This is a genomic window from Clostridium kluyveri (assembly GCF_001902295.1).
GTDB lineage: Bacteria > Bacillota > Clostridia > Clostridiales > Clostridiaceae > Clostridium_B > Clostridium_B kluyveri_B.
The window spans coordinates 1541206-1555091 of the sequence record NZ_CP018335.1 but is presented as its reverse complement, the minus strand read 5'-3'; the positions used below and the strand labels follow the sequence as shown (position 1 = coordinate 1555091).

Sequence of the window (13886 nt, the reverse complement as noted above, 5' to 3'; positions counted from 1 at the left end):
TCTTTATAGATTCTACTACATATTTCGCAACAATTAGTCTCCTCCTTTTACAGTTATTTTTTAACTTTCAACCACAAGTTCAATATTAAAATATCATTAAAAATATTTACTATTTAGAAATTTTCTATAAAAAATATATTAATTCATTCTAATTTGTACCATACCACATTATACTATAGTTCTACATTATTAATTATATATTAAAATAACTAATTATTCTATATATTTTTAGCAATGATACAATATTTAGACAGGACTAATTATAAAACAGGATTGAAATATAAAAATTAAAATGATAAAATATAAATACTATTATGAACTTTTTAAATATTTATGAAATTATGAAATTAATCATTAACCCCTATATTTAACTTATATTGATTTTAAGAAAGGAGTTATTATAATGATTTCTATAAATGGAATAGATTATTTAAAAGCTATAGCAGAATTACATGTTGATATAATATCAGGAGGAGTTTTATATTTAATTATAGAAGGAGACACATTCGTTTGGAGAAAGGCATCAAAAGATTTTGATTTAAATATATTCCATGTTGGAGAAAAATTGAATTCTAACAGTATAGCAGGCAGGGCAATAAAAGAAAACAGGACAATAATACAAAATGTTCCCCGCTCCCTTTACGGAATGAGGTTAACAACACTGGCTCAACCTTTAGTTAATGAAAAAAACCAACCCATAGGAGCATTCTCCATTGTATTTCCAAGATTACATCCTGCAGCAAAATCATTTACTGATTTTGCACCAATCTTAGCCGAAATGTACCCAGAGGGTGCTTTTCTTTATATGACAGATTTAGAGAAGATTGCTTATAGACAGCCTTCAAAAAAATTTGATATACCTCGTCTCCAGGTGGGATATAATTTAAATGAAGATAATACTGCCGCCAAAGCTATAAAAACAAAAAAACAAATTTCACTGGAACGGGACAGCACAGCACATGGAGTACCTACCCTTACAACATGTTATCCATTATTTGATGAGGATAATTCACAGGAAGTTGTAGCTACTTTGGGTATAATAATACCTAAGGTAATTGCTAGTAATCTCCGGGATATGTCATCAGGCCTCGAACACAATCTTGCAGGAATAGCTTCCGTAATTTCACAATTGGCAGCATCTGCATCCGCCATATATACAAATGAAAAAGAACTCAATAAAGATATTAATGAGATAATAAAATTATCAGAAGAAATCAATGAAGTGTCATCTTTTATTAGTAAGATTGGCAATCAAACCAACATGCTTGGATTAAACGCTTCCATTGAAGCATCCCGGGCCGGAGAGTCAGGAAAAGGATTTGGTGTTGTTGCACAGGAAATTAGAAAGCTGTCTGAACAATCCAAGGGCACAGTTCCAAAAATTAAAGAATTAACTGACTCTATCAAAGAAAAAGTAAATAAAACCTGTGAAAAAAGCCAAAATTCACTAGTTTCAATTCAGGAACAAGCTGCTGTTTCAGAAGAGATTACAGCCAGCATAGAAGAAATATCTTCTATGTCTGAAGAGTTAAACAAAATTGCACATACTTTATAAGTATATAATAGTGGCCTTGTGAGAATCCTTAATATTCAAATTCTCAAAGGTCAACTTTAATCTCATAGATAAAATAAATTATTACCAATAAAGCCTTTAATTCCATACTTTCTCCAACACAATACCTCATAATACTATAATTCTAGCAGAAAAAAACAACACACCTTTAGGGGAAGAACTTATCCAGGGGCGTAGCAGTTCTTATTCCCACTTTGAAGAAGATGGAAGTATTAGCAATGGTAGCTGTTCGGATAAAATTAATAATTTACTTATAGATTAATATTTTTAATTATAGTTTGAATAAAAGCTTCGAAATCTTCTAAATTATTTTGAGTTATTTCATAAATCATTTCATCATTAATATCAAAATACATATGAACAATTCCTTCTCTAAGTTTAACCATAGCAAAACAGATATTTACATACTTTCTATCTATAATACTCTCTTTTGCAAGTATTTCAAAACTTTCTTTATTAGTCTTCGGTTTCCCCATTCGGTTTCTAGCTATTATATGATTACTTATATCCAGCATAGCTTCAATTGTCACCTGTAATAAATACTTAGCACTGTCTACATTTCTAAAATCTTCTATAAATATATCTTTAGAAATCTTTTGCAATTTCTTTAATTTATTCAGGTTACTTTGCATAAATATTATTTTTTGCTTTATCTTAGGTAAATCAATATTATTAACCATAAATTCACCACTTTTCTATACTAACCTTATATCTTATTGTATCAATCCTTTTCGTTATTTTATATAATTATAACTTATTTTTACCTTTTCATCAAAAATAAAGCACTAACATCATACTTATAATGATAGCGCTCATATAACAATTTGAAGATTCCTTACTCTATAACATCGTAAATATACTGAATTTCAGGCGGTTTTGTAACCCCTATAGAAAAAGCATTTAGAGCTATTTTTTCCGCTTCCATACAATCATTCATATTGCTGTGCAAAATACAGAGCGTATCCCCCAAGGAAACCTTATCTCCCACTTTCTTAACCATTGTAATTCCGGCAGATAAATCAATTATATCCTCCTTTGTCTTTCTTCCAGCGCCAAGTAACATTGCAGACCGTCCTATGGATTCAGCCTGAATCTTATATACATATCCACTCTTATGAGCTTTTATATCTATATGATTCTGTGCCTGTGGAAACAACTTGGGATTATCAATTACCTGGGGATTTCCTCCTTGTATCTCTACCAATTGCCTGAATTTTTCTATTGCCCTGCCTGACTTGATCAATTCCTCTAAAGCCTTATATGCAGTATTTACATCTTGAAATGCCCCACCTAATACAGCCATGTAAGAAGCTATGGCAAGTGCCACTAAAGTTTCGTCTTCTGCACCCTTACCTTTTAATACTTCTATTGCTTCTTTAACCTCATTGGCATTTCCCACTTCATGTCCTAACGGCTGATTCATATCCGTAACCAATGCTATAGTTTTTTTATTGAGGGATTTACCTATTGAAACCATAGTTCTTGCTAAATCCTTAGCTTCACCCAAAGACTTCATAAATGCACCAGAACCTACCTTTACATCTAAAACTATTGCATCTGCCCCTGAAGCTATTTTCTTACTCATAATTGAGCTTGCTATTAGAGGAATACTATCTACTGTGGAAGTAACATCTCTTAATGCATAAATCTTCTTGTCTGCCGGAGTCAGATTTCCCGACTGACCTACAATAGCCATTTTATATGTATTTACATTGCTTATAAAATCATTTTTACTTAACCGGGTGTTAAAACCCTCTATGGATTCCAACTTATCTATGGTGCCGCCGGTATGGCCTAATCCCCTACCGCTCATTTTAGCCACAGGTATACCTAGTGAAGCTACTAAAGGCACAACAATTAAACTAATTTTATCCCCTACACCTCCAGAGGAGTGCTTATCTACTTTTATACCTTTAATATCTGATAGATCTACTTTATCTCCAGAATTAACAAAAGACATGGTTAAATTTGCAGTTTCCTCTTCAGTCATGCCCTTAAAACAAACTGACATAAGAAAAGCTGACATCTGATACTCAGGTATTTGTCCCTTTATATATCCCTGTACCATTTCATCTATTTCTTCTGACGTTAAACTTCTACCAGATTTTTTTTTCTGAATTATATATTTCATATCCATACTAAATTTCTCCCTTAAGATATTATCCAGGCGCACAGCAGCGCTTATCTCCCACTTTGAAGAAGATAGGAATATTAGCTACTTGCCGCGCTTGAATAAACAAATACTTGAAAGATTTTTATGTCCTTTTAATTACCTTTTAATTATTTGTCTATTAAGTCTTTAAAACTAATTCCCTGAAGATCATTTTTTATATCTAAAAGTTCTAATATAGTTTTGCCTATGTCAGAATAACTTTTCCTTATACCTATGTCTACACACGCTTTTAAATTTTTCCCGTACACTAAAACAGGTATATATTCTCTGGAGTGATCTGTACTTTTTGTAGTTGGATCACACCCGTGATCTGCAGTTATTATAAGTACATCCCTTTCATTCATATTAGAAATTATTTCAGGAATCCTTTTATCTGCCTCTACAAGAGCTTTAGCATATCCTTCTACATCATTTCTATGGCCATACAGCATATCAAAATCAACTAAATTTGTAAATATAAGTCCCTGTTTATTTTTTTTCATATAACCCAAGGTTTTGTCTATACCATCCATATTATTTTTTATATGAACTGCCTCTGTTATTCCTCTTTTATTGTATATATCCTCTATTTTACCTACTGCCATTACATCTAATCCAGCTTCCTTTATATAGTCCAGCATGGTTTTTCCTGGAGGATCAAGTGCAAAATCTTTTCTATTTGAAGTTCTTACATACTTTCCCTTGTCATAAATAAAAGGTCTTGCAATTACTCTTCCTACGGTTCTATCTCCTAGAAGCATTTCTCTGGCTATCTTACATATTTTATATAATTCCTCCAGTGGAATCACTTTTTCATGGGCAGCCACTTGAAATACACTATCTGCAGAAGTATATACTATAGGGTATCCTGTATCTACATGTTCTTTTCCCAGTTCATTTATTATTTCCGTACCTGATGCCACTTTATTCCCAAGGACTTTTCTACCGATTTTAACTTGAAATTCTTCTATTATATCTTCAGGAAATCCCTGGGGATAAGTATTTAAAGGAATTTTTAGAACAATCCCTGCCATTTCCCAGTGTCCCGTTACAGTATCTTTTCCCTTGGATAATTCAGCACACTTTCCAAAATTCCCTATAGGTTTTTCACATCCGCTTAAATTTTTAACTCCCTGTATATTTCCAATCCCTAATTTGTACAGAGTTGGAATTTCAAGTCTTCCTACAGCTTTTGATATATTTCCCAAAGTATTACTTCCTACATCTCCATATTCTTCTGCATCTGGTAATTCTCCTATACCTACACTGTCAAATACTATTAAAATTACTCTCTTCATATAAGCTCATCCTCTCTTCACTATACAAAACTATTTAAAACACATGTTAATTATGCCCGTGGATGAGCTTTTTTATATACTTCTGCAATTTTATTCTTCTTTAGTACTGCAGAATATATTTGGGTAGCAGATAAATCTTTATGTCCCAAAAGTTCCTGTACAGATTTAATATCTGCACCATTTTGAAGCAAATGTACTGCAAAAGAATGTCTTAAAGTAAAGGCATTTATATCCTTGTCTATTTTAGATTCTTTTGCATAGTATTTTACAATTTTCCAAAATCCCTGGCGACTCATGGCTGCACCTCTTAAATTCAAAAACAAAGTATCCAAATTATATATATTTAATTGGGGTCTTATATCTAAATAATTTTTTAAATATTCTACTGCCACAGAACCTATAGGCACCAGTCTTTCTTTGTTCCTAAGACTTTTACAACGTATATATGAAAATTTTAGATCTATATCATATATAGTTAAAGTTAAAAGTTCCATCACCTTCATTCCTGCAGCATACATTATCTCAAGCATAGCTTTATCCCTTATTCCTTTATAGGTAGTAGAATCTGGAGAATCAAGAAGCTTGTCTACCTCATCTACAGTTAGAACTTTGGGTATATTATGCTTTACTTTAGGGATTTCATAGTACAAAAGAGGATTTTCGTTTATTACTCCCTTAACCATTAGATATTTATAGAAATTTCTAAGAGAAACTATATTTCTAACTATGGATGAAATTGCCTTGCCTTCTTTTTGAAGGTACTGTACATATGCCATTATGGACACTACTTCCACTTCTTCTAAGTTTCCTTCTCTCTTCTTTATAAAATTATAGAATCTATTTATATCCCTAATATATGCATCTAACGTATTTTTACTCATGTGTTTTTTCTCCAGTTGTTCTGCATAGCCCAGTAAAAAGCTTTCCAAAATTATCACCTACTCTTCGGGAGTTAAAATTTTATAAATTCATTAAAAACAGTAATATAATTGTATATTATATCTATATTTTTACTAAATATATTGTACACAAATATACTATTATCATAGGAATGAGACTTAACTACGAGATTATATATTACTAAATCTATAAATTTAGGTAAAAACATTCCAAAAAACACTAATATGAAAAAGCACTTCAATACTTCTATAATAAAATTTGTTTTTTGTTCATCTAAAATCATAATAATATCCTCATGGAACTTACTACAATAAACTTAATCATATTAGGAGTCAGATAAGATTCCATAAAAAAACCTATAAACATTATAATACACACAAGCAGAAAAGACATAGAATAAGATGTAAATCTAACTAGAATGTGGGATTTCCATGGAACTCTTGCTCTATCTTTAAAAAGCATAAGCGAAAATTCCATAGCAAGCACAGAAGAAAATATTATACATGGTATGTATATTATATTTTGTGGTAACACTCCAAGAAATGAAAACCACATTCCTTTAATCCCCATGCTGCTTATTACAAAACTCATAGTAAATCCTATGGTAAATCCTTTTATTATATCTATTATAAGTATTACAGGTATTCCTATCATTGTAAGTCCCAAAAACCATACCATTAAAATTATGGGAATATTATTTTTTAAAGTTTCTAAAAATATAGATTTATAATTTACATTTCCTGAATCTACTACTTTAGTGAAATTCTTGAGATAGCTTAAAAGATCACTTTTTTCAAATCCACCCATATATCTAACACTATATATTCCAATAACTATTCCGGTGAAAAAGCATACTAAACTTATAATATACAGCCAAAAATTATTTTTAATATGTCTATTTATTAAACTTAGCGCTTTATTTTCTAACATAATCTCATCCCCCTTTTGTTAATCATCTTCTTTTAATTAATTTATGATTTACAAAAGAGTTATATGACTTTATATTAGTTGCACAAAAACAAATAACACTTACTATCCGTTAAAAACACATTATATCATCATAAGAGCACAAATAGTTTTTGCATCTATTATTTTTCCTTCTTTTATCATTTCTTTGACTCTATCTATTTTAATCTCTTTAATATTTATGAATTCATCTTCATCTCCTAAGTCATCTCTTCCTTTATACAATTCTTCTGCCTTATAAATAAATATATATTCATCACAAAATCCAGGACTTGTAACTATTCTTCCTAAGTATTTAAGTTCTTTAGCCCTATAACCTATCTCCTCTTCCAATTCTCTCTCAGCACATTCAAGCACATCTTCATTTTTTTCAATCTTGCCTGCAGGTATTTCAAGTAAAACCCCTTCTATGGGTTTTCTGAATTGTTCCACCATAAATAAAGTTTCACTGTCTTTATAAGCAATTATTGCAACTCCACCTGCATGATTTATTATTTCCCTTTTACTTGTTTTCCCGTTTGGTAATTCAACTGTATGAACATTTAAATCAATGATCTTTCCATTAAATATTGTTTCTTTACTTATGGTCTTCTCAAAAAAACTCATAGTTAAACACCTCTACCTTTATTGGATTGTTAAATCAACCTCTTTTAAACCCTATACTCAAGTTATCTATTTGAACCTATTCATTGTAATCAATTTTATACTTCAACATTATTCTTGTCAATTAAATGCTTATTATACTTATTAGATTTTTATATTTAAAAAAATCTTCCATTCATATCCAGCAAATAAACGGAAGATCCTAAATAATTTAACTAACTCTATTTTTTAATCTTAGTTTATCAGCAACCATAGCTATAAACTCACTATTTGTTGGCTTGCCTTTATCATTATGTATGGTATATCCAAATATTCTATTTATAGTTTCTACCTGCCCCCTTGACCAAGCTACTTCAATCGCATGTCTTATTGCCCTTTCAACTCTGCTGGCAGTAGTATTATATTTTTTTGCTATGGATGGATATAGTTCTTTTGTAACTGCAGATAATAATTCCATATTATTTACTACCATGGTTATTGCCTCTCTTAAATACATATATCCTTTTATATGTGCAGGTACACCTATCTCATGTATTATATTTGTTATTTCCTGTTCCAAATCAGTAGGATTATCTCTTTGTACCCTTACTTCTCCTGCATCTATAAAAGATACGGTCTTCTTCACCTCTTCCCCGCTGCTTATAACGCTATTAAACATCTGTCTAATTCTCTGAGTAAATACATCCATATCAAAGGGCTTTACTACATAATAATCTGCACCAAGTGTTATAGCTCTTTGGGTTATCTTGTCCTGTCCCACTGCAGATAGAACTATTATCCGAGGCATTGGCTCCACATTCATGTTATTTAATTCTTCTAATACTCCAAGTCCGTCAAGATGAGGCATTATTATATCTAATACCACTAAATCCGGTCTTTTTTCTTCAATTAGCTTAAGAGCTTCCACTCCATCTTTTGCAATACCTGTAACCATTATATCTCTTTGATTTAAAAGATAATCATTTAAAATATTACAAAATTCTTTGTTATCATCTGCAATAACTACACTTATTTTTGATTCTTCCATATTTACCACTCCCCTTTTTAATAAATTCCCATATGTTAACAAATTAATAAATTCGACACAGGAATTTTATTTCCTTCTTTTTTATATAAAAAAATTTTTATATATTTATCTTAATGATATAAATGTAAAAGATAGCATTTAAAATGCTATCTTTTACAATATTATTTTACCATATTTTCTATATTTACTCAAATCCTTTATAACTTTTATCTACATTTTTTATTTTGACAATATATTTGTATCTTTTAACATCCAATCTATATAAATTCCATACCCTACATCAGGTTTATTTATAAGCACATGGGTTACTGCTCCCACTAATTTATCATTTTGAATTATGGGACTTCCACTCATACCTTGAACTATTCCTCCTGTTTTATTTAATAACCTATTATCTGTAACTTTTATAACCATACTTTTAGGTCCTGGTAAATCCTGTGACAACAATTTTTCTATCTCTATATTATAAAACTCAGGATTATCCCCATCTACGGTAGTTAAAATTTTAGCGGGACCTTCTTTAATTTCATTTCTAAGACCGATTTTAATACAATTGCTTCCTTTTTTAAGCTTATTGTTTCCCTTGCCAAATACCCCGCATTCCGTATTCTTTTCTATATTTCCAAGCTTAGCTTCTTCATTGACAAATATACCTTTCAACTCCCCTGGATTTCCCTTGGCACCCTTTTTAACCGATACAATAGAAGATTCTACTATTTCTCCTGAATTTATATTCAATCTTGTGCCTGTATCTATATCTATTATGGGATGGCCTAATGCAGCAAACATACCACTCTTTTCATCATAAAAGGTTAGAGTTCCTATTCCAGCAGTAGAATCTCTTATCCATAAACCTATTTTATAATTATTATCATCTATACCACTAACAGCTTTTACTACCTTTTCTATACTGTTTCCATCTCTTTCTATTACTATTTTAATATCTTTACCTTTTGTCTTATTTATTTCAGCTTGAGTCTGTTCAGAATTTTTTACCACAGTATCATTTATTTTAATTATATTATCCCCTATTTGTATTCCAGCTGATGCAGCTGGACTTGAAACCTTACCTTTTGAAGTCTCTACATCACAAAAAGCCACTACCAGGACTCCTTTAGTATTTAACTTTACCCCGATAGGCTGACCACCTAAATATACAGTAACATCACTAGCTGCCACTGTATTAAATGTAGATTTCATTTTATTATTTTGAAACCAATGAATATTTTTATATATATTTTCTTTATAATAGGCAACTGATATTACAAACAGGATAGGAATTAACATCCAATACAGAATATTTCTAAATTTTTTTGCCATGGTTTTGCCTCCTGTCTTATACTGCTTCTTTAGCTTTAAGTTGCCCTTTTAAATATGTTATTATGCTATCATATAGTTTCATTTAGAGTTAATGTATTGTTTTAGAATATAAATTTTATACAAAAAGTTAAAAGTCACCTCTTGAAGTACTCATAAAAATAATTTATCATTTTATATACTTTAGAGATAACTTATAAAATTAATACTATTTAATTTTATCCTTTTTTAAATCCGCCATATTAATAAGTTCTCTTGCATGTTCTAAAGTAATTTTTGTAACTTCACTGCCTCCTATCATTCTGGCTATTTCACATTCCTTTTCCCTTTTATCCATTTTTTTAACTTTAGTGTAGGTCATATTATCAATTACCTGTTTTGAAACCCAATAGTGAATATCTGACATACATGCAATTTGAGGAAGATGGGTAACACAAAATACCTGATGCTTTTTAGATATTGCATACATTTTTTCTGCTACACACTGTGCTATTCTCCCACTTATACCCGTATCTATTTCGTCAAATATAACAGAGGGAATAAAATCCTTGTCTATAAACACTGTTTTTAATGCCAGCATTATTCTGGAGAGTTCTCCTCCAGATACAATTTTTTCTAGGGGCTTCAATGGTTCTCCGGGATTTGTAGCTATATAAAATTTTACATCATCCATGCCTTTTGAAGTAAATTTATCTTCCAATTTAACTTGTATTTTAAATTTACTTTTTTCAAGTCCTACAAAATCCAATTCATTTTTAATTTTTTTTTCTAAATCCTCTGCTAACCTACTTCTTATTTTATGGATTTCTTCACCTTTTAATTTAAGTAACTCTTCTAATTTTATTTTTTCCAAATTTAATTTTTCTATAACCTGAGACATATTTTTCATTTCTTCATATTCAGCTTTCATTTTATCTCTGTAATTTAGTATATTCTCTATATTACTCCCATATTTATTTTTAAAATTATTAATCTCATTTATTCTATTATTTATGTACTCCAGTTCATTTACATCATAGTAAAAATTATCTTTAATACTCCTTAAATCCTCTATATTTCCCTCTACATCATAATATATACTTTCAAAGGAATTATGTATATTGTCAATTTCAGGCATAATATTTTTTATGGAATTCAATTGTTTTATAATTACTCCTAAACTATCATATACGGAAATTTGTCCCTCTTTTCCACTGTATAATTTTATATAACAGTCATTGATAACAGAATTTATCTTTTCCCGATTTGAGAAAATTTTGAATTTTTCATTTAATTTTTCTTCTTCTCCTTCTACTAAATTTGCAGAATCTATTTCATCTATCTGATATTTTAGAAAATCTACAATTTTTTCTCTATCCCCCTCTTTTTCTGATATTTCATATATTTTTCTTTTAACATCATTTAAACTTTCATATTTTTTTCTATAATCCTTTAATGGGCTATGAAGAACACTTTCTCCATAATAGTCCAAATAATTTATATGATTTTCTTCTGCCAACAAGTTCTGACTATCATGTTGTCCATGTATATCCAGTAATGTACTGCTTATTTTCCTTAAATTAGATATTAAAACAGACTTTCCATTTACCTTTGCAATAGTTCTTCCAGATTGAAAGGATTCTCTGCTGATTATAACCATGTTCTCTTCTCCAGAAATATCTTCTTCATTCAATATTTCAAAAGTTTTAGGATTTTCTATAGTAAAAACAGCTTCCACAAAAGTTTTATTTTTACCTGTTCTTATTAAATCTTTATTAAATTTACTCCCCATGACATAATTTATGGCATCGATGAGTATTGACTTGCCTGCTCCGGTTTCTCCAGAAAGTATATTAAAGCCTGATTCAAAAGATATAATTAATTTTTCTATAAGGGCAAAATTGTTTATATTTAATTGAAGCAGCATAGTATATCCTCCTATTGTGAAATCATTTTTTTCATCTTTTGAGTTATACCGTGAGCTTTCTCTCTGTCCCTGGCCATTACAAATATAGTATTATCTCCGGCTATAGTTCCTGCTATACCTATAAAACCTAGAGAATCTATAGCTTCCGCTGCTGCAGAGGCAGAGCCTGAAATAGTCTTTATAACCACAAAATTATCTATATTTTCAACGCTTACTACAGTTTGAGAAAATATATTTACAAGCTTATTAGATAAAAAACTTTCCGTACGAGATATAGTTGCATACTTATATCTCCCATTATCTGATAATACCTTTATAAGTTTCAGCTCTTTTATATCTCTAGAAACAGTAGCTTGAGTTACATTCATGCCGCTGCCTTTAAGTTTTTCTGCTAATTCCTCTTGAGTTTCAATATTATCTGAATTAATAATCTCCAGTATTTTAGCGTGTCTAGTTACCTTCATAATATTCCACCTTCACATCCTTTTGCATTAAAAATAATTTTTTCTCTAAGTGTATTAAAATAGGCATCATCAAACTTAATAAGTCTTCTTTTGTTTTTGGATTTATTTATTTTTATGGTTTGAGAGCCATTCACTGCTACCCATTTTTGGCCATCAATAGATAAAAATGAATCTTCATAATTCTTTTCTATTGATATACTTATACGAGATCTACTGTCTAATACGATACTTCTAGATGCAAAAAATTGGGAATACATAGGTGTTAAGCATAATACATCTAAGAGTGGGTGTATTATAGGACCCCCTGCAGATAAATTATATGCCGTAGACCCTGTAGAGGTACAGATAATAATACCATCTCCACTAAAACTATTATAAAAAGCATCATTTATATACACATCATATCTTTGTATTCTTGACTTAATTCCCCTATATAATACCACATCATTTAATCCATCGTACCTTTTTATTTTATTACCTTCATTGTAGGTGCACTGAATCATATCCCTTTTTTCAATTGTATACTCTCCTTTAAAAAGTTTCTCTAGTGCAGCTTCCACACTGTTTATTTCCACCTGTGCCAAAAAACCTAAGTGACCTATATTAATTCCAAGTATAGGAGTCTTTGATCTAAGTACATTTCTAGAAGTGTTTAATATAGTTCCATCTCCTCCAAGTACTATAATTACATCCAGACTGCTGCTTTCATTTTCATCAAGCCCCATACAATTTTCATATGTCTTTATATTTACACTTCTATCTATATTTTTTATACTTTCTACTATAAAATTGAGCATTTCTTTATTTGGATCTTTTGTTGTATTAACGTTAATTCCTATATTCTTCATAGTTCCTCTCCATTCAGTTCCCCATGTGATGATCTTACTATAGTATTTATATCCTCTTCTTCAAACAATTCATTTATTTCTTTTTCCTTGGTAAAATATATTAAATATTCTATATTTCCTTCGGGTCCCTTTATAGGTGAATAATCAAGAGAAATTATTTTTAAATTATTTTCTTTTAAAAAAGTTACAATTGCTTTAATAACTTCTATATGGGTAGATTGTTCTCTAACTACTCCTTTCTTCCCCACTTTTTCCCTTCCTGCTTCAAACTGGGGTTTTATAAGAGCTATTATACTTCCATCTTCCTTTAATAAGTTTATAACTGCAGGTAGAACTTTTTTAAGTGATATAAAGGAAACATCTATACTTGCAAAATCACAATATTCCCCTATATCCTGAAAAGTTACATACCTTATATTTGTCCTTTCCATACATACTACTCTCTCATCTGTTCTAAGCTTCCACGCAAACTGACCGTATCCTACATCTATGGAAAATACTTTTTTAGCTCCATTCTGGAGCATGCAGTCCGTAAATCCCCCCGTAGATGCTCCTATATCCAGACATACCTTGTCTTTTAAAACTATATCAAATTTTTTTAAGGCTTTTTGTAATTTTAACCCTCCTCGGCTCACAAAAGGAAGCTTTTCTCCTCTGAATTCTATATTAGAGCTTCTTTTTATATTTTGTCCACACTTATCTACTCTCCGTCCATCTACAAATATTTCTCCTGCCATAATACTGGCTCTTGCCCTCTCTCTTGAGGAAAAAATACCTTTATCTACTAAAAGTACATCTATTCTTTCCTTTGGTTCTGACATAACAAACTCCT

General features: G+C 30.4%; 14 protein-coding genes. 1 reads left to right on the top strand and 13 read right to left on the bottom strand.

Features of this window, described 5'->3' with window-relative positions; translation table 11 throughout:
• Positions 1 to 403: 403 nt before the first annotated feature.
• The gene (locus BS101_RS07660) at positions 404 to 1555 is read left to right on the top strand and encodes a methyl-accepting chemotaxis protein (protein ID WP_073538294.1); all 1152 of its coding nucleotides are present in this window, start codon (positions 404 to 406) and stop codon (positions 1553 to 1555) included.
• A 269-nt stretch (positions 1556 to 1824) separates the two neighbouring features.
• Here BS101_RS07660 and hepT read toward each other — a convergent pair whose 3' ends face one another.
• The 13 genes from hepT to BS101_RS07595 form a co-directional block, all read right to left on the bottom strand.
• Entirely contained in the window at positions 1825 to 2253 is a 429-nt protein-coding gene (gene hepT / locus BS101_RS07655) for a type VII toxin-antitoxin system HepT family RNase toxin (protein ID WP_073538293.1), read from the bottom strand.
• Positions 2254 to 2408: 155 nt separating this feature from the next.
• Positions 2409 to 3710, bottom strand: a complete 1302-nt coding sequence (locus BS101_RS07650; protein WP_073538292.1) for a pyrimidine-nucleoside phosphorylase — start codon at positions 3708 to 3710, stop codon at positions 2409 to 2411.
• A gap of 143 nt (positions 3711 to 3853) precedes the next feature.
• Positions 3854 to 5023, bottom strand: coding sequence for a phosphopentomutase (locus BS101_RS07645; protein WP_073538291.1), 1170 nt, complete (start codon positions 5021 to 5023; stop codon positions 3854 to 3856).
• A gap of 50 nt (positions 5024 to 5073) precedes the next feature.
• Positions 5074 to 5952 (bottom strand): site-specific tyrosine recombinase XerD, encoded by an 879-nt coding sequence (gene xerD / locus BS101_RS07640; protein ID WP_073538290.1) that lies wholly within the window; start codon positions 5950 to 5952, stop codon positions 5074 to 5076.
• 23 nt (positions 5953 to 5975) lie between these two features.
• The gene (locus BS101_RS07635; protein ID WP_073538289.1) at positions 5976 to 6206 is read right to left on the bottom strand and encodes an endonuclease III; all 231 of its coding nucleotides are present in this window, start codon (positions 6204 to 6206) and stop codon (positions 5976 to 5978) included.
• Positions 6203 to 6853, bottom strand: coding sequence for a stage II sporulation protein M (gene spoIIM, locus BS101_RS07630; RefSeq protein ID WP_073538288.1), 651 nt, complete (start codon positions 6851 to 6853; stop codon positions 6203 to 6205). The genes BS101_RS07635 and spoIIM overlap by 4 nt, the downstream gene beginning before the upstream one ends.
• A 120-nt stretch (positions 6854 to 6973) precedes the next feature.
• Positions 6974 to 7495 (bottom strand): NUDIX hydrolase, encoded by a 522-nt coding sequence (locus tag BS101_RS07625; RefSeq protein WP_073538287.1) that lies wholly within the window; start codon positions 7493 to 7495, stop codon positions 6974 to 6976.
• 208 nt (positions 7496 to 7703) lie between these two features.
• Positions 7704 to 8519: a sporulation transcription factor Spo0A gene (gene spo0A / locus BS101_RS07620; RefSeq protein WP_073538286.1), complete on the bottom strand. Its 816-nt coding sequence runs from the start codon at positions 8517 to 8519 to the stop codon at positions 7704 to 7706.
• Between the two features lie 219 nt (positions 8520 to 8738).
• The gene (gene spoIVB / locus BS101_RS07615) at positions 8739 to 9839 is read right to left on the bottom strand and encodes a SpoIVB peptidase (RefSeq protein WP_073538285.1); all 1101 of its coding nucleotides are present in this window, start codon (positions 9837 to 9839) and stop codon (positions 8739 to 8741) included.
• A 205-nt stretch (positions 9840 to 10044) separates the two neighbouring features.
• Positions 10045 to 11742, bottom strand: coding sequence for a DNA repair protein RecN (recN, locus tag BS101_RS07610; protein ID WP_073538284.1), 1698 nt, complete (start codon positions 11740 to 11742; stop codon positions 10045 to 10047).
• Positions 11743 to 11753: 11 nt separating this feature from the next.
• Positions 11754 to 12206, bottom strand: a complete 453-nt coding sequence (locus tag BS101_RS07605) for an arginine repressor (protein WP_073538283.1) — start codon at positions 12204 to 12206, stop codon at positions 11754 to 11756.
• Complete coding sequence (locus BS101_RS07600; RefSeq protein ID WP_073538282.1) at positions 12203 to 13054, bottom strand: NAD(+)/NADH kinase; 852 nt, start codon at positions 13052 to 13054, stop codon at positions 12203 to 12205. The genes BS101_RS07605 and BS101_RS07600 overlap by 4 nt, the downstream gene beginning before the upstream one ends.
• The gene (locus BS101_RS07595; protein ID WP_073538281.1) at positions 13051 to 13875 is read right to left on the bottom strand and encodes a TlyA family RNA methyltransferase; all 825 of its coding nucleotides are present in this window, start codon (positions 13873 to 13875) and stop codon (positions 13051 to 13053) included. The genes BS101_RS07600 and BS101_RS07595 overlap by 4 nt, the downstream gene beginning before the upstream one ends.
• Between the last annotated feature and the right edge of the window lie 11 nt (positions 13876 to 13886).